This is a genomic window from Rhodoluna sp., from assembly GCF_044239955.1.
Taxonomy (GTDB): domain Bacteria; phylum Actinomycetota; class Actinomycetes; order Actinomycetales; family Microbacteriaceae; genus Rhodoluna.
The window spans coordinates 39805-59108 of record NZ_JBIIAL010000006.1; the positions used below are offsets into that span (position 1 = coordinate 39805).

19 protein-coding genes, 1 tRNA gene, 1 other RNA gene and 1 riboswitch are annotated in these 19304 nt (G+C 48.5%); of the genes, 11 read left to right on the top strand and 10 right to left on the bottom strand.

Annotated elements, in window-relative coordinates; translation table 11 throughout:
- The first annotated feature begins 61 nt into the window (after positions 1–61).
- Positions 62–1270, top strand: coding sequence for a glycosyltransferase family protein (locus AC9UFE_RS03600; RefSeq protein WP_509545708.1), 1209 nt, complete (start codon positions 62–64; stop codon positions 1268–1270).
- Here the strand turns inward: AC9UFE_RS03600 and AC9UFE_RS03605 are convergent.
- A complete protein-coding gene (locus AC9UFE_RS03605) occupies positions 1263–2453 on the bottom strand; it encodes a M20 metallopeptidase family protein (protein ID WP_509545710.1) in 1191 nt (396 codons plus the stop codon). The two genes, AC9UFE_RS03600 and AC9UFE_RS03605, sit on opposite strands and share 8 nt — an antisense overlap.
- Before the next feature lie 36 nt (positions 2454–2489).
- Here AC9UFE_RS03605 and AC9UFE_RS03610 point away from each other — a divergent pair, with 36 nt between their 5' ends.
- Positions 2490–3134 carry a uracil-DNA glycosylase gene (locus AC9UFE_RS03610; protein ID WP_509545712.1) on the top strand — a complete coding sequence of 215 codons (645 nt, stop codon included), beginning with the start codon at positions 2490–2492 and terminating at the stop codon, positions 3132–3134.
- 8 nt (positions 3135–3142) lie between these two features.
- Positions 3143–3703 (top strand): GNAT family N-acetyltransferase, encoded by a 561-nt coding sequence (locus AC9UFE_RS03615; RefSeq protein WP_509545714.1) that lies wholly within the window; start codon positions 3143–3145, stop codon positions 3701–3703.
- 50 nt (positions 3704–3753) lie between these two features.
- On the opposite strand, the gene AC9UFE_RS03620 is transcribed toward AC9UFE_RS03615, so the two are convergent.
- Positions 3754–3840 (bottom strand) — tRNA-Leu (locus AC9UFE_RS03620).
- Between the two features lie 121 nt (positions 3841–3961).
- Between AC9UFE_RS03620 and AC9UFE_RS03625 the strand changes: the two genes are divergently transcribed.
- Positions 3962–6079 carry an alpha-galactosidase gene (locus tag AC9UFE_RS03625; RefSeq protein ID WP_509545716.1) on the top strand — a complete coding sequence of 706 codons (2118 nt, stop codon included), beginning with the start codon at positions 3962–3964 and terminating at the stop codon, positions 6077–6079.
- Positions 6080–6097: 18 nt separating this feature from the next.
- On the opposite strand, the gene AC9UFE_RS03630 is transcribed toward AC9UFE_RS03625, so the two are convergent.
- The gene (locus AC9UFE_RS03630) at positions 6098–7303 is read right to left on the bottom strand and encodes an MFS transporter (protein WP_509545718.1); all 1206 of its coding nucleotides are present in this window, start codon (positions 7301–7303) and stop codon (positions 6098–6100) included.
- A gap of 36 nt (positions 7304–7339) precedes the next feature.
- On the opposite strand from AC9UFE_RS03630, the gene prfB reads away from it, so the two are divergent.
- The 7 genes from prfB to AC9UFE_RS03665 all read left to right on the top strand — a co-directional run bounded on the left by prfB (position 7340) and on the right by AC9UFE_RS03665 (position 12758).
- Positions 7340–8446 carry a peptide chain release factor 2 gene (gene prfB / locus AC9UFE_RS03635; protein WP_509545720.1) on the top strand — a complete coding sequence of 369 codons (1107 nt, stop codon included), beginning with the start codon at positions 7340–7342 and terminating at the stop codon, positions 8444–8446.
- Between the two features lie 12 nt (positions 8447–8458).
- Positions 8459–9148 carry a cell division ATP-binding protein FtsE gene (gene ftsE, locus AC9UFE_RS03640; RefSeq protein WP_509545722.1) on the top strand — a complete coding sequence of 230 codons (690 nt, stop codon included), beginning with the start codon at positions 8459–8461 and terminating at the stop codon, positions 9146–9148.
- Positions 9149–9150: 2 nt separating this feature from the next.
- Positions 9151–10065, top strand: coding sequence for a permease-like cell division protein FtsX (ftsX, locus tag AC9UFE_RS03645; RefSeq protein WP_509545724.1), 915 nt, complete (start codon positions 9151–9153; stop codon positions 10063–10065).
- Between the two features lie 9 nt (positions 10066–10074).
- Positions 10075–10548, top strand: a complete 474-nt coding sequence (gene smpB, locus AC9UFE_RS03650; RefSeq protein ID WP_509524625.1) for an SsrA-binding protein SmpB — start codon at positions 10075–10077, stop codon at positions 10546–10548.
- A gap of 68 nt (positions 10549–10616) precedes the next feature.
- Positions 10617–10986: a transfer-messenger RNA gene (ssrA, locus tag AC9UFE_RS03655) on the top strand.
- A 148-nt stretch (positions 10987–11134) separates the two neighbouring features.
- A complete protein-coding gene (locus AC9UFE_RS03660) occupies positions 11135–12100 on the top strand; it encodes a glycosyltransferase family 2 protein (RefSeq protein WP_509545726.1) in 966 nt (321 codons plus the stop codon).
- 16 nt (positions 12101–12116) lie between these two features.
- Positions 12117–12758 (top strand): trimeric intracellular cation channel family protein, encoded by a 642-nt coding sequence (locus tag AC9UFE_RS03665; RefSeq protein ID WP_509545728.1) that lies wholly within the window; start codon positions 12117–12119, stop codon positions 12756–12758.
- On the opposite strand, the gene AC9UFE_RS03670 is transcribed toward AC9UFE_RS03665, so the two are convergent.
- From AC9UFE_RS03670 to AC9UFE_RS03700, 7 genes are all read right to left on the bottom strand, one after another.
- Complete coding sequence (locus AC9UFE_RS03670; RefSeq protein ID WP_509545730.1) at positions 12700–13521, bottom strand: ECF transporter S component; 822 nt, start codon at positions 13519–13521, stop codon at positions 12700–12702. The genes AC9UFE_RS03665 and AC9UFE_RS03670 overlap by 59 nt on opposite strands.
- Positions 13518–15104, bottom strand: a complete 1587-nt coding sequence (locus AC9UFE_RS03675) for an ABC transporter ATP-binding protein (RefSeq protein ID WP_509545732.1) — start codon at positions 15102–15104, stop codon at positions 13518–13520. The genes AC9UFE_RS03670 and AC9UFE_RS03675 overlap by 4 nt, the downstream gene beginning before the upstream one ends.
- Complete coding sequence (locus tag AC9UFE_RS03680) at positions 15101–16057, bottom strand: energy-coupling factor transporter transmembrane component T (protein WP_509545734.1); 957 nt, start codon at positions 16055–16057, stop codon at positions 15101–15103. Before AC9UFE_RS03680 ends, AC9UFE_RS03675 begins: the two co-directional genes overlap by 4 nt.
- A complete protein-coding gene (locus AC9UFE_RS03685) occupies positions 16050–16511 on the bottom strand; it encodes a hypothetical protein (protein WP_509545736.1) in 462 nt (153 codons plus the stop codon). Before AC9UFE_RS03685 ends, AC9UFE_RS03680 begins: the two co-directional genes overlap by 8 nt.
- Before the next feature lie 92 nt (positions 16512–16603).
- Complete coding sequence (locus AC9UFE_RS03690) at positions 16604–17578, bottom strand: prenyltransferase/squalene oxidase repeat-containing protein (protein WP_509545738.1); 975 nt, start codon at positions 17576–17578, stop codon at positions 16604–16606.
- A 106-nt stretch (positions 17579–17684) separates the two neighbouring features.
- Positions 17685–17834, bottom strand: a riboswitch (adenosylcobalamin (AdoCbl) riboswitch).
- Between the two features lie 28 nt (positions 17835–17862).
- Positions 17863–18612 (bottom strand): CPBP family intramembrane glutamic endopeptidase, encoded by a 750-nt coding sequence (locus AC9UFE_RS03695; RefSeq protein WP_509545740.1) that lies wholly within the window; start codon positions 18610–18612, stop codon positions 17863–17865.
- A 5-nt stretch (positions 18613–18617) separates the two neighbouring features.
- Complete coding sequence (locus AC9UFE_RS03700; protein ID WP_509545742.1) at positions 18618–19016, bottom strand: thiol-disulfide oxidoreductase DCC family protein; 399 nt, start codon at positions 19014–19016, stop codon at positions 18618–18620.
- Positions 19017–19304: the final 288 nt, after the last annotated feature.

The window sequence follows — 19304 nt, forward strand, 5'->3', positions numbered from 1 at the left end:
GATGCTCCTTGATAGGCCAACACCACCTATCTTAGATAGCCTGTCAGGCATGGGTATCAGAGTGAATCAAGTTGCAATTTTGAGAATCAGCTCACTGGTCGCCTCATCTTTCTTGGTTCACCTTTGGGCTCTGACCGCAAGCAAGCTCTTTCCAGACGCCATCTCATTTGGCGACCTGAGCCTTTATGACTACTGGGCCTACCAAGTTGATAACGGAACAGGGATCTATGGCTTAGCAACCGAATGGTTTTATCCAGCTCTAGCCTTTGTACCGATCTGGATTGCAGGAGCAATCAACATAGTCAGCTATGAAATTTCCTGGCTAGTAGTAGTTTTTGCCCTAAATACAGCGGCTGTCTTGCTTATGGTTCGCCCAGCAACCAACAGCAAACTTTTTTCTGGTACCTACGCAAGTTGGACTTTTATTGCTGCGCTATTTTTGCTGGGTCCAGTTGCAGTTTCGCGAATAGATTCGGTGAGTGCTGCTCTGGCAATTCTTGGTTTGGCAGCAATCAGCAGGAAATCTACAGGGATCGGTGCAGCACTATTCACAATTGCCGGCTGGATCAAGATCTGGCCAATTGCTTTGTTTGCGGCAATGGTTGCAGCATTTAAAAAGAGAGTCGAAGCATTTGTTGTTGCAGCATTGATTAGTGCGAGTGTTATTGCTGTTGGGGTAATCGCTGGTGGAACAAAGGTGTTCAGCTTCGTTACACAACAGCAAGAACGAGGAATTCAAATCGAGTCAGTTATGGCCACACCTTGGATGTGGCTAGCCAAATTTGGATATGCGGATTTGTTTTTTGACGATGACATTCTAACCAATCAGGTCTCTGGAGCGTTAGTTCAGGAACTTTCTTCGCTTTCGAATTACATTTTGTTTGGTGCGCTAGGCATCACATTCTTCTTAGCCATTCGGGCCGTTCGTGCTGGACGTGATCGTACTCAAGTTTTTGTCTTGGCAGCACTAACAGGTGTATTGGATTTGATTGTCTTCAACAAAGTTGGTTCGCCGCAGTTCATGATTTGGTTGGCGGTTGTTCTGGTAGCTCTGGTTTACTTTGGTATCAATAAATCCAAGCTGGCCTTAGCTTTCGGTGCAGCCATACTGCTACTAACCCAGCTTGTTTATCCGATCTTTTATGTTGAACTGCTGGCTTTAAAGACCTTGCCGCTAGGGCTACTAACTCTTAGAAACTTGTTATTGGTTGCACTTCTTGTATGGGCAAATCTTCAGCTTTCAAAGAAAGCTGAAAATGCAACTAGCTAAGTGCGTCGATAGCTAGTTCTGCGAGCAAAGCCGCACCGTCAGCTAATACTCCGTCGTCAAAGACGGCTTTATTGGAGTGGTTGGTGGCAGCAGTAGTCACGTCCACTCCCATAGGCGCTGCACCCATGAATACGAAAGCTCCTGGTATCTCGTGGACTATTGAGGCGAAGTCTTCGCCACCGGCTATTGGAGTAGGCAGGTTGACATACCTTCCTGGCCCGAACATTCTTGCTGTTACTTCTTCAACCGACTTGATTGCTTCCGGGTTATTCATCAAGACCTTGGTAGCCCTGGTGAACTCGACGGTTGCGGTAAGGCCAAACCCTTTGGCAATAGATTCGGCTAACTCTTTGGTGAAAGATTTTAGCTTGGCTGCGTTTTCTTCCGAGAACACACGAACCGTTGCACCAAACGATGCAGATTCTGGAATAACGTTTGTTGTTGCCTGATCGCCAGCGCTGACCCAACCGATGTTTACAATCACTGGATCAAACGCATTGAAGCGTTTGGTAACCATTGTTTGAAGAGCTGACATGATTTCGTTCAGCACACTTATTGGATCTTTTGACAACCAGGGCATTGATCCATGTCCACCACTGCCACTCACGGTTACAAACAAATCTCCAGCTGATGCCATCAGCGGACCTGATTTTGACCCCATCATGCCAAGTGGGTAGGAACTAAAAACATGAAGACCGTAGGCGCGAATTGGCTTATTGCCAGTGACCATGTGATCGCCTTGCTCGAGCATCACATCTGCTCCGTGGTGACCTTCTTCCCCCGGTTGGAAAAAGATAATGACATCGCCTTTGAGCTGGTCTTTTCTTGAAGCAAGAATCTTGGCAGCACCAACGCCCATTGCCATGTGTAGATCGTGACCACAGGCGTGCATGTAGCCATTTGTTGAGGCGTAGTCCAAGCCAGAGTCTTCAACCACCGCTAAGGCATCCATGTCTGCACGAAGCAAAACAGTTTCCCCAGGCTGGGATCCTTTGATGTGTAGAACAGCAGAGCTGATTTGCTTGCTTGTTGTAATTGTTCCCAAACCTTCGATTTGCTCGAGGATAACTTTTAGCGTGTTGGGTAGCTCAAGACCGAATTCTGGAATGGCGTGCAGTTTTCTTCTGAGTGTCTGCAGCTCTGGAAGCATGGCTTGGGCTTGGGCTAATACGTCTTGAGTCATGGTTTTATTGTGCCACTAGAGCCCTAGCATTTATACATGTTCTTTGAATCAATGGATCAATCTTGGCAGCGCCTCCTAGCGCCAACTAGAGACCTACTTGATGGAATTGAGAAGGAACTAAGTGCAACCCAGAACCTAACCCCTAGTCGCAATCAAGTCATGCGTGCTTTTGAATTACCGGTTGAAAACATTCGAGTACTACTTCTTGGGCAAGATCCTTACCCAACCGACGGGATGGCTTGTGGACTAGCTTTTGCGAATGCACCTCGGACCAAGACCCCTCAGAGTCTCAAGAATCTCATGAAGGAACTTCAAAGTGATCTACCTGGAATTTCAGCCTTGGCTGACATATCCAGTTGGAGCAATCAAGGAGTTATGCTTTTGAACTCTGCTTTGACAACAGAAGTTGGCACTTCTGGTTTACACCAAGGTCTTTGGCGGAAGTTTATTGAGGACACAGTATCTGCGCTTGACCATGCAAGAGCAGGCAAGCTGGTTTGTTTGAGCTTAGGGTTAGAGGCTAAAAAACTCGCAAGCTTTGTTGAACTCGGTGAGGTTGTTTACGCCTCGCACCCCAGTCCGCTCTCTGCTCACCGTGGTTTCTTTGGGTCAAAAATTTACTCACGAGTGAACCAGGCACTAAGCGACCAGGGCCAAGAACCAATAGATTGGTCTTGTTAGGGGAGTAAATGGCAAATAAATTTTTGGGCATCTTTAGCTCTAGGCACAAAGCCTTTTCGTCCTCTAATCAATCTGCCAAGATTCGTGAAGCAACATCTTCGGATTGCGCTGCGATTTGTGAGATCTATAACTTCTATATCAGCGGTTCAGTTATCACTTTTGATGAGCAACTCATGGAACCCAGCGCTTGGGTGGAAAAGCTAAAACACGTAAAAGAACTTGATTTGCCTTTCTTAGTTGCAACTTCAGATTCAGGAGGGGTGCTGGGTTTCGCATATCTAGCCCCCTGGCGTCAAAAGTCGGCATATCGCAAAACAGTTGAGAACACTATTTATCTAAAGCATTCTGCTGTTGGGCAAGGCATTGGCCCAAAACTTCTTTCTGAGCTTTTGCGATTAGGTAAGGAAGCTGGCATTAAAGAGGTGGTGGCGGTTATCTCAGACAGTGAAGCCGATACATCTATACAGATGCATAAGCAGTTCGGATTCAAGAAAGTTGGCCAGCTACCCGGAGTGGGCAATAAGTTCAACCGCTGGCTTGGTGTGATCTTGATGCAAAAGAGCCTGTAAGCCTGACCTAAATAGAAAAAGACTCGCTAATTTGCGAGTCTTTTTGCTTTTGGTGCGGAAGGTGGGACTTGAACCCACACGTCCTTTCGAACGCTGGAACCTAAATCCAGTGCGTCTGCCAATTTCGCCACTCCCGCGTTCCTCCAATAGTCTAGCCAAAGATTTTGAGTTGGGAATGGGGTATTTGGCTAACGCTTGGACAGGTGCAGATTAGTTCCGGAGCGTAAACTGGAATCTCTCACTTACAAGGGGTTTTGCATGTCGCAATCATCGGTTTACCAGCTTCTTGCAGATGGCGTCAGTCTGGTTATTGATACCTCCAGTGGCACACCAGTTATCGCCCATTGGGGAAAAGACGTTGGCCTTGAAAAACTAGAGGACCAGGTCCAGGCAATTCTTAGTGATTCAATTCCCTACGCCTCTATAGACCAACCCCAAAACCCTGGTGTTTGGAGAGAAAACTCAAGAGGTTTCCTAGGTAGGCCAGCGTTGTCTGGTCACCGCTTGGGTCAAGACTGGTCACCATTTTTCCAATTAAAAGATTCGAAGGGGAGTAAAACTAACCTAACGTTTGTCTCGGAGGATTCTTTAGCTGGCCTCGAAGTCAAAGTAAGTTACGAAATGCTTCCAAGCGGAGTGATTCTGATTTCGCAATCAGTTTCAAACACAGGAAACTCTGACTTCATCTTAGAAGAACTACTTACTTGGCTTCCGCTACCCGATCAGGCAACGCAGACCATGGACTTCACGGGTCGCTGGGTTCTTGAGCGTCAACCGCAGCGAAGACAGATTCAGTCTGGGACTTGGTCACGAGAGGTTCGCGAGGGTCGAACCGGACACGACTACACAATTGTTCAATTGGCACTGACCGAAGGTGCTAGCTATCAGCAGGGCGAAGTTTGGTCCACCGGTTTGATGTGGTCAGGAAATAGTCGACACCTGGTTGAGAAACTTCCTTCAGGCCGTTCAACTATCGCAGCAGGGGAGCTACTACTTCCCGGAGAAATGATTTTGAAGCCAGGGCAAAGCTATGAAGCGCCAAGTGTGGTAGCAGCATATTCTGACTCGGGTATTGATCAAATCAGCGACAGAATCTATCGCTGGCTCCGAGCTCGTCCGAACCACCCGACAAACATTAGACCTCGTCCAATCACGCTGAATGTTTGGGAGGCCGTCTACTTCAATCACAATCTTGAAAAGTTAATTCAACTAGCCGACGTAGCCAAAGAGGTTGGCGTAGAGCGAATGGTGCTCGATGACGGTTGGTTTGGCTCCAGAAGAGATGACTCCAAGGGTCTGGGCGATTGGGTGGTATCCAAGGAGGTCTGGCCAGAGGGACTCAAGCCTCTGATTGATCGGGTCAAGTCAAATGGAATGGAGTTTGGTCTTTGGTTCGAGGGTGAAATGGTCAACGCTGATTCGGATCTTTATCGCGCCCATCCGGAATGGATCCTAAAATCCGGTGATCGAATTCCTCCGGAAGCTAGACACCAGCAAGTTTTGGATCTCACTCATCCAGGAGCATTTGACCACGTCTTCAATCAAATAGACGCGATCTTGTCAAACAACGACATTTCATACATTAAATGGGATCACAACAGAGTTCTTACCGAACCTAGCCACCTAGGTCAGGCGGCGGTTCACAATCAGACTTTAGCTATTTATCGAATGTTTGATGAGTTGAAGAAAAAACATCCAGGTTTGGAAATCGAATCTTGCTCCTCAGGCGGCGGACGTATCGATTTAGGTATGGCTCAGCACGTTGATCGATTCTGGACGTCAGATTCAAATGACGCTTTAGAGCGGCAATACATACAGCGGTACACGCAAATTGCTATTCCGCCCGAGATGCTGGGCTCACACATCGGACCAACCCTAGGTCACATCACCGGCAGAACGCACAAGCTATCTTTCAGAGCCATCACTGCTTTATTCGGTCACGCTGGAATTGAATGGGATCTAACCGAAACAAGCGAGCTGGAAAGAACTCAGCTAAAGTCCTGGACCGATTACTACAAGAAAAATCGTGCTCTCATTCATTCCGGAAAGATAGTGCGAGTAGATCAACCGGACGACTCGACATTTGTTCACGGTGTAGTGGCTCAGGATAAATCCAAAGCCTTGTTTGCTTATGTGCAGCTTCGACCAGCCGGTGGGACTCTCCCGGGTGCTCTAAGATTTGAGGGCCTAGACCCACTCGCAAGTTACAAAGTGATTGCTGAACAACCCTGTGGTCCGGGGATGTTTATGTCTCAAAAGTCACCTAGCTGGCTTGAAGGGGCGACACTTACCGGAGCCGCGCTATCCACAATTGGCTTACGGCCACCAATCTTGGCACCAGAAAATGCCATTTTGATTTCTCTCGAGAAGGTTTAATCCGAAATTCGTCGGAGTTTACATATTCTCCGATGTAGGCATGATCTGCTCCGAAGGTTTGGCTCGACGGGGCAAGTAGCGGTACGCCATTAAGGCACCCACGATTCCCAAACCAGAAACGGTGAACATGGCAAAAGATAGACCGACTAGGGCCGTTACCCCCGAGATCACTAGCGGCGCTGCCGCGACACCTGAGTCAACCAATAATCGGTATGAGGCTAGGAATTCATTTCGCTCACCCTTTGGGGCTAGGTCTGCGCCAATGACCAAGATAATTCCACTGCCAACACCGTTAGCCATTGACATCAATAGAGCAACTGCAAGGAAAGTAGTTTCGTCGGTTGCCAAGGTAAGAAGAGAAAAGGTCAAAGATAGCCCTAGCAATGTTGGAAGAGCAGACCATCTCCTACCAAAGCGATCCATAATCTGACCAGAAGTATATGCGAGCGCAAGATCAAGGGCACCTGCGATTCCCATATACAAAGCAATGGTTGCAGGCGGCAAACCAATGCTCAATGCCCAAAGTGGTAAGCCAATAAGCCTTGCGGTTCTTAGGCCTCCGATAATGGCGGAGGTAACTCCGAGGGTTGCTAGCTTTTTAGATTCCCGCTTAGCCACCTTCCAGGTTCCACCCGGAACTGTTGCTGGGGTATCTGGCATTCGATCGGGCTTTATAAATAACAGAATCAATGCAGCTAGCGCACAAAACACAACAGCGTTCCAGTAGACAGCTTGCAGATCGATCAAAACAATTAGCGCTGCGCCAATTAGGGGGCCAATGAAGTGCCCTGCTCTGAAGACGCCGCCAAGAATTGATAGCGCTCTTGCCCGATGTGAGTAGGGGACAATCTCGGTTAGGTAGCTGTGCCTGGCAAGACCGAATACAGCAACACTCGCGCCAAGGATAAAAACACCCAAACCTAAAACCCAAAGCGAGGTGGCAAAAGCCGCTATAAAAGTTCCAACGCTTCCTACCGCTGCTGCGCTCATCATTGCCTTGCGTTCACCCAGAATGTTAATAAGGCGCGCAGCTGGGAGGTCTGCAAAAAGGGTTCCAATCATCACAAGACCCAGGATTATTCCTGCAGTGGGTAGCGATGCCCCCATAGCTCGCGCGCTTGCGGGAATGATAGGAAGTAAACCACCCTCAGCGATACCAAAAAGCAGAGAAGGAGTAAACACCGGCAAACCCAGGCTGGATAACTTGTATGAGGATGCGGGCACCTAACAATTATGCCCCTCACCTAGAATTGTGGAATCATGTCCGAACTTGACTTAGCCGCAGAAATCAAATCACTTAGGTCACTTTTTGGCACCATAAAAGAAGTCATAAACCCAGGCGCCCTGCAACTAGAGGTTGATGCGCTTAGAGAAAGAGCCTCGGCCCAAGATCTTTGGGATGATCCAGACAATGCTTCCAAGGTGACTTCAGCCCTTTCGCGTTCGCAAGACAAGCTAGATCTGCTGAAATCAGTTGAATCTCGAATCAACGATCTAGAGGTCTTGATCGATATGGCCAATGATGCCTCTGATACCGAAACCAAGACTGAGGCCAAAAAAGAGCTTTCGGATTTAGAAAAGCTAGTTTACCAGTTAGAGATTCAAACCTTACTTAGTGGAGAGTACGACTCTCGCGCCGCCGTGATCACAATTAGAAGCGGAGCCGGTGGCGATGACGCAACTGATTTTGCAGAGATGCTCATGCGAATGTATGTAAGGTATTGCGAGCAGAAGAACTATCCGGTGCACGTGTTAGACATTTCGCATGCCGAGGGAGCTGGTATCAAATCAGCAACATTTGAAATTGATGCGCCATACGCTTTCGGAACACTCTCTGTTGAGGCTGGAACTCACCGCCTTGTTCGAATGAGCCCATTCAACGCAGCGGGTAAAAGGCAAACCTCATTCGCTGCGGTAGAAATCGTCCCGCTAGTTGAGCAAACTGAGGCAATTGAGATCCCGGATGCTGACATTAGAGTCGATGTTTTTCGCTCTAGCGGTCCAGGCGGCCAATCGGTGAACACAACCGACTCAGCTGTCCGCATCACTCACATCCCAACCGGAACAGTTGTAAGTTGCCAGAACGAAAAGAGTCAGATTCAAAACAAACAAGCTGCGATGAGAGTGCTTCAGTCCAGGTTGCTCGAGGTTCGTCGTCGGGAAGAAGAGGCAACCAAGAAACACCTTGCTGGCGATGTCAAGGCCTCATGGGGCGAGCAGATGAGAAGTTACGTGTTGGCTCCATACCAAATGGTCAAAGACCTTCGAACTGAGTACGAAGAAAACAACCCTCAGTCCGTATTTGATGGTGGACTCGATGGATTTATAGCCGCGGGAATCCGATGGAGAATGCAGACTCAGGCTTAGGCTTGAATCAACATGATCAGCATTCAAAATGTCACCAAGAAATACAAGGGGACTCCCAGGCCAGCGCTTGACCAGGTAAACCTGGAAATCGAAAAGGGAGACTTTGTCTTTCTTGTTGGTGCATCCGGTTCGGGAAAATCATCCCTAATGCGACTTATGCTCCGCGAAGATGTCCCTAACTCCGGTTCTGTTCATGTTCTAGGAGAAAACCTTGTCGGTCTTCCAGCCAGGAAAGTTCCTTTTTTTAGGAGACGTCTTGGAGTTGTATTCCAAGACTTTAGATTGCTTCCGAACAAGACAGTTAGCCAAAACGTTGCATTCAGCTTGCAAGTGATTGGTAAGTCTGAAGGTTTTATTCAAGAGGCTGTACCCGATGTGCTTCGACTAGTTGGTCTAGGAGAAAAAGCCGACCGGTTGCCAAGTGAACTTTCCGGAGGAGAGCAACAGCGAGTTGCTTTAGCCAGAGCCATTGTAAATAAGCCAGCTATCTTGCTGGCCGATGAGCCTACTGGAAACTTAGACCCGACCACCAGCGAAGGAATCATGTCGCTGTTGAATTCAATTAACCTCAGCGGAACAACTGTTGTGATGGCTACTCACGAACGCGGCATCGTGGACCAAATGAAAAAGCGCGTTGTTGAGCTAAGTCACGGGCAAATAGTTCGCGATCAAGTTTCTGGCGGCTACGGAGTGAGGGACTAAGCATGAGATTTGGCTTCATGCTTTCCGAGGTTGCTCAGGGCCTTAGAAGAAACCTTGCAATGGTTGTGAGCATCATTCTGGTGACTTTCATTTCTCTAACTTTTGTTGGAACAGCCTCGCTGCTTCAGTTGCAAATCGGTCAAATGAAAAACTATTGGTACGACCGAGCACAGGTGGCAATTTATCTATGTACAGATATATCTCCCGAAGCTACCTGCCCAAGGGGAGAGGCTGCCGAGGACGTTAAGTTGCAGGTGCAAGAGCGTCTAGATTCACCGACACTTACGCCCTTCATTGAAAAGTATTACTTCGAAGATCACGAACAAGCATTCGCAAACTTTCAGGAGCAATTCGCCGGAAATGCTGTTGCGCAATACGTGAAGCCGGAGCAGCTCAATGAGACATTTTGGGTAAACCTTTACGACCCCAATCAGTCACCCATTCTTACTGAAAGTTTTGCGGGACTTGCAGGAGTCGAGGAGGTGCGGGACCAAAGAAGTTATCTGGACCAGATCTTCTTGATCCTAAACATCGCATCTCTTGCCGCAGTTTCAATTGCGGCTCTGATGCTTGTTTCTAGTGCTCTTCTGATTTCCACCACAATAAGACTCTCCGCCTTCTCCAGAAGAAGAGAGTTGGGAATCATGAGATTGGTGGGTGCTAGTAACTTCTCCATTCAGCTTCCTTTTATCCTCGAGGGAGTGGTCGCCGCTCTTATCGGTAGCGTTTTGGCGGGTGCAACGGTTTTGGCATTGATTCAGTTCTTCGTGCAAGGTTTTCTAGCGCAAAGTCTTCCATTCACTAGCTTTGTTGGGCTTAGCGATGGCATGCTTGTAGTTCCTCTATTAATTGCTGTGGGTATAGTGCTTGCGGCAGCAGCTTCGGGTCTTGCGATCCGTCGCTACCTCAAAATCTAGGAGTCGATCGTGCCGAGAGAGCGTGGCCAGCAAGTGGTGGCCACCAATCGTAAAGCCCGTCACGACTATCACCTCGAAGATGTCTTTGAAGCTGGCATTGTCCTAACTGGAACTGAAGTGAAGTCGTTGCGGGCTGGTCGCGCATCCCTGGTGGATGGATATGCCACCATCGAATCCGGTGAGGCTTGGCTAGAAAATGTTCACATCCCTGAATACACTCAGGGAACTTGGAATAACCACTCCACTAGAAGACGTCGCAAACTTTTGATGAATCGGGTTGAGATTGACAAGCTAGTTGGCAAGATCAAGGAGTCTGGCTTTACTTTGGTTCCGATCTCGCTGTATTTCAAAGATGGTCGGGCCAAAGTTGAGATTGCACTTGCAAAGGGCAAGAAAGACTACGACAAGCGTCAGGCTCTAAAGGAGCAACAAGATAAGCGTGAAGCAGCCAGAGCTATGTCCACCAAGGGCAAAGATTGGTAGCCGTATCTTTTGTCTGACTTGACGGTTAGACTGTTGTCCTGACGTAAAGTCAGTTGATAACTAAACATGGGGATGACCGGTTTCGACGGTATTTGCAGAAACTGAATGAAGCGGGTCGAGAATGCAAAGTCAACTCGTTAATGTCCTTTGCAAACTATAGGTGCCAAATCTAAGAGCACCGACTTTGCCCTAGCTGCATAAGCTAGCCACAAAGTCCGTCAGCCTAAATTTGATTTCGTTTTAGGTCCTGGCGTCATTTAGAAATCTTGCTGAGCAGTTACGCCTTAGGGTTGCTCGGGACTTGCACTCAGGCTGGGCTCGTCGGTTAGATCGCTTCAAGTTATGACCGGGGCCGAGTAAAACAATATTGAAGCTACACCCGTAGAAGAGTCAGAATCCAAGTATCGGACGGGGGTTCAATTCCCCCCATCTCCACCATGTCAACAAAACCCAAGGGAAACCTTGGGTTTTGTTGTTTGTCTGCCCTATCTAGCTAGTGATAAGTAGCCTAAAATTGGTCTAGTTGCCTTTCGATGAGAGACAAAAGGATCCACAGCGGGGATTCTTGAAAAAAGATTGGGTATTGATGACTAAGCCGATTGTTGCGGTTGTAATTCCTTGCTACAAGGTAACCGCTCACATTGTTCAAACTATTGGGGAAATCGGCCCAGAAGTTTCTTACATTTATATTGTTGACGATGCCTGCCCAGATGGTTCTGGACAACTTGTTGAGCGCGAAGTTAAAGACCCTAGGGTAAAAGTGATCTTCCACACTGAAAATCAGGGTGTTGGAGGTGCCACGGTTTCCGGTTATCGAGCTGCGCTGGAATCGGACGCCCAGATTGTTGTGAAGCTTGATGGCGATGGCCAGATGGATCCGACTCTGATTAAAGACCTAATTGCACCTATTGTTACCGGACTTGCCGATTACACCAAGGGTGATCGCTTTGACAGCCTTACCGGACTATCAAAGATGCCTGGTATCAGATTATTTGGAAACGCTGGCCTTACCTTGCTAACCAAGATCTCAACGGGCTACTGGAATATCACTGATCCAACTAATGGATACACCGCAATTCATCGAGATGCCCTAAAAGCTTTGCCGCTAGCAATGCTGAGCAGAAGGTTCTTTTTTGAGTCCGACATTCTCTTCAGGCTAAGTATTTACCGCGCTGTGGTTTGGGATGTTCCGATGGTTGCCAGGTATGGAAATGAAAAGAGCAACCTAAGTATCGCGAAAACTTTGTGGGAATTTCCGTGGAAACACTTTAAGAATTTCCACAAGAGACTCTTCTATAACTACTACCTAAGAGACATATCTGCGGCGTCAATTGAGTTGCCACTAGGAATGCTGCTTTGGTGGTTTGGAGTCTTCTCCGGACTCGGAGCATTGAATAGCTCGCTGACCAACGGCATTGCTGCCAGCACCGGAACTGTGATGATCGCTGTGGTTCCATTGATTCTGGGCTTTCAATTACTTTTGGCCTTTGTTAGTCACGATGTTTCAGCTGTCCCCACTAGGCCAAAGCACAGACAAGACTTTGCGTGGTAAGGACCGGTTCTGAGCTTTGCTAGATTTCACCGGCTGGTTAGTTGTAAATGGAACTCTTCTTTTTGAAGTAATTGGTATCTTCGCGTTTGCGCTTTCTGGACTTATTGAAGCTGCTCGAAAAAGGCTAGACCTTGTTGGAATGATCACTGTTTCAGCTTTGACCGCATTCGGCGGCGGAACCTTGCGCGATATCTTGCTGGACCGTAGGCCATTTTTCTGGATCGAGAACTCTGCCTGGGTTTGGGTGCTTATTGGAATTTGTCTAGTTGCCCTTGTATTCATGCGAACCAGACACCTCGAGCCCACACAGCAAGCTATGCAGTGGCCAGACGCAGTTGGCCTTGGAGCCTTTGCAGCTGGTGGGACCCAGCTGGCCTTGGATGGCCAAGTACCGGCAATCATCGCAGTGATCATGGGTGTGCTTAGTGCAATTTTTGGAGGAGTTCTAAGGGACATTGTTGTAAACGAGATACCAAAGGCTTTCAGCGATCACATTCCATATTCGGTAATCGCGTTTACCGGAGGCTGGGTTGTTGTTGGTTTGAACTACTTGGCTGTAGACCCTTTCATCGCCGTTGCGATCGGGGCCCTCTTCATAATTACCCTGAGAGTTCTTGCGCTTTTGCTCGGGTGGCGTCTTCCCGCTTGGAAGGCCTAACGAAGCCCGCTTTACTCGCCGCTCGCTGCAAACTTCCTATAAGTAGCGGTCCGGTGATTGCAATGAGTGCAACCGTTGTAACTGCTCTTCCCAGGTCCCAAATCAAACCGCCGGTAAAAATCTGAAACTGAATGAAGCGAATTAGATTCTCAGTTGCGCCGGCTCCCGCAAGGTAAGAAATAGATGATTCACTGCCTGCAAGAAAAGGCCAGTTCCACAAAGTCATCAAGAAGCCATAGGCAAAACTCGCAGGAATTGCGTAAACAATTAGCGAAGAGATTTTCGCAAATCGGGAGGCGAATTTTGGAAGCAAGCCCGCTCCGATTCCAATTAGTCCGGCTGCCATCATTTGAAAAGGTAGCCAGGGCCCAACCCCACCGGTGATTAGAGCTGAAACCAGTAGCGAACCAGTTCCAAGCAGGAATCCAAAACCCGAACCAAAAACGTAGCCAGCAATGATTATGAGGAAAAAAGCAGTCTCGATTCCTGATGTTCCAGCGCCAAGTAGACGAATAACAGCATTGAGGGCTATCAAGACCCCCAGTAAAGCAATCTGCTTTGACCCAATCTCTCCGGTTGCCACTTCAACCAAAATCAAGACCAGCATTACCGGCATCAAAGCAATAAACACCACTTGCGCGACATCTGCCTCAACAGCTGATTCGCCCGAAATGAAAAATGGCCAAGAGAACATAAGTACGGATCCAATACCAGCAAGCACAATGCTCAGATTAGAAATCCACTTTCCTGAAAAGGTTTTCACTTTTGGTCCACCTCTACTTGACTCAAAGTCAACAATCCGGGCTGTTCAGTTATTTGACTCATTTGGGTGGGGTGTGACGATCCAATTCCCAAAGCAACCGTTGTCAATTGGTCAGAAACCAGTTTTCCGCTTTTTAGTTCCAAAACCCTGTCCGCAACTAGGGCTATAAATTCAACATCGTGGGAAGCCACCAGCACAGACTTGCCTTCTTTACGCAAGGCTCTAATCTGCTTGGCAAGTGATCTTTTGGCGGCGTAATCTAACCCGCGAGTTGGTTCATCGAGTAGCAAAATCCCCGCCCCCTTCACCAACTGAAGAGCTAGTACCAAAGCCAGTTGCTGGCCAGCCGAAAGATCTCGCGGATGAATCTTTGGGTCGAGCCTTCCAGTAAGAGATTCAAAAATCTTGGAAGTACCCGAGTCTGTTAATTGCGCAAACTTGTCAGATTCGGAAAGCTCATCAGCTAGTGAGTTTAGGAAAAGTAAATCAGCTGCCTTCTGAGGAACAAGAGTCAATACGCAAAGTCTTTCGGCAGCGGAGAGTGACTTTGGATCGCCAAACTGTGTTTTGACAATACCCGCTGTCCGTTTTCCGCCACCTTGGATAGCCCAGAGAACTGAAGACTTTCCTGAGCCATTTTTTCCCATTAGCGCGAGCACTTCTCCGGCGTGAACTTGAAATGAAACTTGTGACACCGCGTCTAGTTCGTCGTAGCTAACCGATAGATCCGTTACCTCCATGGCAACGGTTGTACTCAGATGCTCATTCACAAGCGGCTTCCACGACTTCGGAGTGTTAGCCCAATTGGCTCTCGCGGCAGAGACACTGACCGTAACGGGATTCCACGAGAGCTCAGTTGAAAGCCCAATGACAGGAGGAACCAAGTGGTAGTTATTGAACTGCTCGTAACCGCCCTTGGTAACAAGACCGTCGTTTGCAACGATGACAACTGAATCCACAAGTTCAATTACCCGTTCGATTCTGTGCTCAACAAGAATCACTGTGATCCCATGCTCGTGAGCTAATGACTTCAGCACACCAACAATCTCAGCTGCCGCTTCAGGGTCAAGGGCTGAAGTTGGCTCATCGAGCAAAAGAATTTTTTGCCCGGCTGCTAGTGCAGAGGCAATAGCAACCCTTTGCTGTTGCCCTCCCGAAAGCCAGCTAAGTGGTCTATCAAGTAAATCCTCAATTTCAAGAAGCTTCGCCACATGCTTGAGTGAATCTGCCATTTTTTCGCGCCTAAACCCGAGCTGCTCCATGCCATAGACCAACTCTTGTTTGACAGTGTCGGAAACAAATGAAGACTCAGGTTGCTGATTGACAAAACCCACCTGTGAAGCCAGCTCGTGAGGTTTCGACCCTGTCACATCTGCACCGTCAATAACCAGTGAGCCAGAGAGTGAACCGCCAGTGAAATGCGGCGCTAGACCATTCAAGATTCTAAGCAATGTTGATTTGCCGCTTCCAGTTGCGCCGCAAACCAGCGAGAACTCACCCGGTAGGAATTCCAAGTTCACTCTCGAAAGAGCGGGTCTTTCTGTTCCCGCATATCCAAAGCTCACATCGCGTAGGGCAATCATGCAAACCAACCTAGGATTGCCGCGATCAGTAAAAGTGCAGACAAAGTCAGAATCAGCGCATCAAAGAACTGAAGCTTCACAGGCTCAAATCTGGTCCTAATCTGAGACTTAGAGTTAATCCGAATAGACGCGAAGCTTGAAATGATTCCAATGGCAATTAACATCCAACCCAGCGCTTGAGTTTGCCCAACTAGTAACGCAAAGCTTCCAACGGATAAAACCCCTACCGCAATCAGAGAGCTCAATCTGGCTCCCAGGACAAGGGACTTGGACAAGCTACCCCTGCGCCCAAATCCTCTGGAGTCCATACTTGCCGCAAGAGACAGAGACGAATCGATAGCATCCTCCAGAACCGGGATTACTGTTCCGGCCATCGATCCCAGCCCTTTGCTTCTGCCTCTTAGCGACCTTGCTTTTCGGACTCTTTGCAAGCTGGAGATCATTTGCGGTGCGAGGTTGATCGCAACAGAAATTGCGCTGGCGATTTCATAGAGAGCGCTGGGTGTGGACTTTAGAAGAGTTCGCGGATTAGCCAGGGAGCTGGCCATCCCAATGGAGAGAATGATGGCAGCTAGGCGCAAACCATCGGTTGCCCCGCCCGTTAGAGCCTGGATACCTACTGCTCCAAAGAGTTCAACTGGTGGACCAAATCCGAGATTTACTGTGAAGCCTGGTAAATCTAGGGCAGTTGCGTCCTCAGGGTTTTGAATGTTGAAGACAATTCGAAATAGCACCCTGGCGGTAACGACGAACCCTGCAAGATAAAGATAGAACTTAACGGATCTTGACCAGGGCGCTTGCTCTCGAAACATCAGAATCGCAATCAAAGCGGCTGCACAAATAAGAATTTGGGTCAGCGCACTCTGACTTACACCCGCGACAATTGCCATGGTCACTGCAAGTAGCCACCAGGTCAAAGGGCTAGCTGTGCTGGCAGTAAAGCGCTTAGCCATCGCAAGCTACAGTTTCCGGAATCGGTTTTGGTAACAATCCGGCATCTTGCTGCCCTGGACCAATAAAGAGCCAACCCTCCGCAGATCCACACTGCGCATCCCTGGCCGCCGATCCAACCTGGCTAACTTGCCAACCTGATTCTTCTGTGAAAACAAAGTAGCCCCAACTTCCTTCGGAATATTTGGGTGTGTCCATACAGTTCTGCTCAGAACTGGGCGGAAAGTTTTCAATGCGACAGGCGAATCCAACCGGGTACTGGCTTGTACCGGCAACTTCAATTGCCGTCGCTTGAAAAACTTCCCAACCGGTGCCAACAAAGTCAGTTGCACAACGAAGAATTGGATCACGATCAGCTGAATCTCCAAAATCAACAACTATTGAGATACCAGTTTGTTGGCAAGCACCTTCGCTGAAACTAACTTCAACCTGTTTATTTGAAGTTGTCTCGATCACATTGTTCTCTAGAGCCCAGGACAAGGCGCTCCCGGCGATCACTAACAGAATTAGTGCGCTGAGAACAATAAGCCTTGCCCTGGACTGCATGACTACTTACCCAGAAGCGTTAGGTAACTCTTGCCCTCAAGAGCAAGATAACCCTGAGCGGTTGCGAAGCGGTCACCGGCGTTTTCCACCCACGGAGATCCAATGCCACCGTCTTGTTGAATCTGCGCAACCAAGTATTCGTGCACGCTTTCGTTGAGCTCTCCTCGTGTTGCAAGATACGCCATGAGAGCAAGAGCGGTTCCGTTTATGTCCACAGCCTCAAATGCCACAAAGTGACTTCCATCAACTAAGCCCGCATCCAAGTAGGCCAAGGCTGCATCGATAGATCTTTGCTTGTTGGCTGTTAGTTCGGGATCTAGATCTTTGGTTAGCTCAAGAGCCATGATGGCCATTGCGGTGGCATCGGTACTTGAAGCAGTAGTGAACTCTGAGTTATCAAAACCAAAGCCACCGTCTTCTCTGGCAAGAGTTACAAGAACCCCTGCAACATTCTTTGCCATTCCCTGTTGACCCTGCGCGTAAAGACCTAGAGTCATCCAGGCGTAATCAAAGGTGCTTGCTGAGGTGGCGGTAAATGTGCCTTCCCCGTCAAAGAGCTCACTCAGAGACCCAACAATCATCTGGGTTTGTGCTCCGTTTGCAGCGCCGGTCACTTTGGATGCAAACAGGTACTTTCCTGCAAGCCCTGGAATGATCTCACCGGTTTCGGCTGAGTATAGGAAGTCGGGTTCTGATTCCAATAGGAACGCGATTGCAACAGAGGAATCGACTTCGCTGGTCTGACTCAGCTGAGAAACAGCTTCCAGCGAGAATCCGTACTCAGGAACTCCCGGGGAGAAACCTTCAAGGTACTCACCGAGCACAAACTGTGATTTTAGAAACTCGGCTGTTGCCAAGTGTTTAGACTGCGTCCCACTCAGACTCAAAACCAGTAGGACAACTAGAACTACAACTGTTGCTACAGCTGACGAGAGCGCGATTGTTCTTCGCACTCGAGGGGTTACTTTCTTGTTCATTTGGAACCTTTCGCATTTGGAAGCTAGATGCGAAGGCGGGGCAAAAACACTAAAACCCTTGAAGACATTTCGAGCGAAACGTTCAAGGGTTCATCGAGTAAGTTGCTACCCGACTCCACCCGTAGACCTCGACGGTATATTTGGAGCCAATTATTTCCACTTGGGCATTCCGACTTGTTGATAATCAACTTACGGTTGCGGGTCAGCGTCGGATTTTCACCGACTTCCCCCAAGAGGAAACAAAAGCTACAACCAAACTTCGGTTGTAAGGAAGAATCTATCAGCTAGGGAAGGGGAAGCAGACCATGCAGAGCCGAGTAGCCAACAAAGATTGCCGCATCCAATAAGAAGTGAGCAACCACCAGTGGCGTTACTCGACCCCATCGTTGGTAAAGCCAGCCAAACACCAGCCCCATAACGAAGTTTCCGATGAAACCTCCGAAACCTTGGTACAGATGATAGGTAGCTCGGATTAGGGCACTGATCAGAATTTGAGACTTTACCGAAACCTTCAACTGGGTCAACCTTTTGAATAGGTACCCAACAACGATCAACTCTTCTACTAGGGCTGCGTTAACCGCGGCCAGCAACAAAACGGGGATCGTCCACCAGTAACTGCCAAGGTCCGCAGGAATAACTTCAGCCGAAATACCTGTGAAGCGAGATGCTATATAAAGGACTAGACCTGGAAGCCCTATAAGAAGTGCCAGAGCTCCACCGCGCGCCAAGTCCCTGCCCGGATCCCTGAGGTCAAAGCCGAGGGCGGTAAAGGGTGATTTACCCTTCTCCCAGAGAAGAAATAAAACGAGAGCCACTGGAGCTAGCCCAAAGGTAAAGCCAAGTAGTTGATAGGCAAGATCGAGCCACTCGCGCTCTGCCAGTTGGCGGTGAATTGTTGCAGTTTGGTTGGAAAGTCCCTCAGGGGCAGTCAGTTTCCCCAAGAGGGAAAAAATCGAATAGAAAGCGCTAGCTCCAAGGCTTAGAGCGAAAACGACAAGAATCTCGAGCCGGATCCTTTTGGCTTGCTGGGACATAATCTCTAGTCCTTGGTTCCATCGAAGGTGTCCTCGAGCTTGCAAGCTTTACTGCCTCCAGGAAGCCTGTGACGATTTCTGGCAACCCACTTATACACAACGTCAGCAACGAAGCTAAACGGGGGAGTTTTCATTAGAAACCCCAACCATCTCCAATAAAACTGGGGCTGGTCCAGCAAGATTTGGGCAACTGCCAGGTGGCCGCCGAGGGGCTTGAGGCCTTCTGAAGAGGAGCCCACTAGCCATACTTGCGAAGAAACATCTGCCATAGACAGGCCGTATTCAGCCGGATCAATCTTTTGATAGGCCACAAATAGAGGGAATCTTGTGAGTTTTCCGATCCCAAAGTCCAGGCTAAGACGGCAAAACTGGCAGTCACCGTCGTAGATCAGGATTTGCTTCACTCATTTAGCCTAGATTGACCTTCGGCTTTCAATTATCACGATTTAGATACCATTCAAAATTGGGCTTATTTTGCGCGGCGGAATGGCTATAAACTCAAGGAACCAGTATTCAGCTGTAGTTAATGAGTAATTCATCAGCCAGTCGAATCAATAAATGAAAAAGAGGAGAAACATGAAGAAGCGCAGATTGGGTCTAGTAGGCCTACTGAGCGCGGTTGCTGTGACTCTGAGCGGTTGTGCATTGCCATACGAGTCTCAGGTAGTCGAAGGAACCACAATCACGGTTGC

Coding starts and splice junctions, on each gene's coding strand:
- AC9UFE_RS03605 (WP_509545710.1), bottom strand. CDS start 2,453: ATGACTCAAGACGTATTAGCCCAAGCCCAAGCCATGCTTCCAGAGCTG.
- AC9UFE_RS03610 (WP_509545712.1), top strand. CDS start 2,490: ATGTTCTTTGAATCAATGGATCAATCTTGGCAGCGCCTCCTAGCGCCA.
- AC9UFE_RS03615 (WP_509545714.1), top strand. CDS start 3,143: ATGGCAAATAAATTTTTGGGCATCTTTAGCTCTAGGCACAAAGCCTTT.
- AC9UFE_RS03625 (WP_509545716.1), top strand. CDS start 3,962: ATGTCGCAATCATCGGTTTACCAGCTTCTTGCAGATGGCGTCAGTCTG.
- prfB (WP_509545720.1), top strand. CDS start 7,340: ATGTCCGAACTTGACTTAGCCGCAGAAATCAAATCACTTAGGTCACTT.
- ftsE (WP_509545722.1), top strand. CDS start 8,459: ATGATCAGCATTCAAAATGTCACCAAGAAATACAAGGGGACTCCCAGG.
- ftsX (WP_509545724.1), top strand. CDS start 9,151: ATGAGATTTGGCTTCATGCTTTCCGAGGTTGCTCAGGGCCTTAGAAGA.
- AC9UFE_RS03660 (WP_509545726.1), top strand. CDS start 11,135: ATGACTAAGCCGATTGTTGCGGTTGTAATTCCTTGCTACAAGGTAACC.
- AC9UFE_RS03675 (WP_509545732.1), bottom strand. CDS start 15,104: ATGATTGCCCTACGCGATGTGAGCTTTGGATATGCGGGAACAGAAAGA.
- AC9UFE_RS03680 (WP_509545734.1), bottom strand. CDS start 16,057: ATGGCTAAGCGCTTTACTGCCAGCACAGCTAGCCCTTTGACCTGGTGG.
- AC9UFE_RS03690 (WP_509545738.1), bottom strand. CDS start 17,578: ATGAACAAGAAAGTAACCCCTCGAGTGCGAAGAACAATCGCGCTCTCG.
- AC9UFE_RS03695 (WP_509545740.1), bottom strand. CDS start 18,612: ATGTCCCAGCAAGCCAAAAGGATCCGGCTCGAGATTCTTGTCGTTTTC.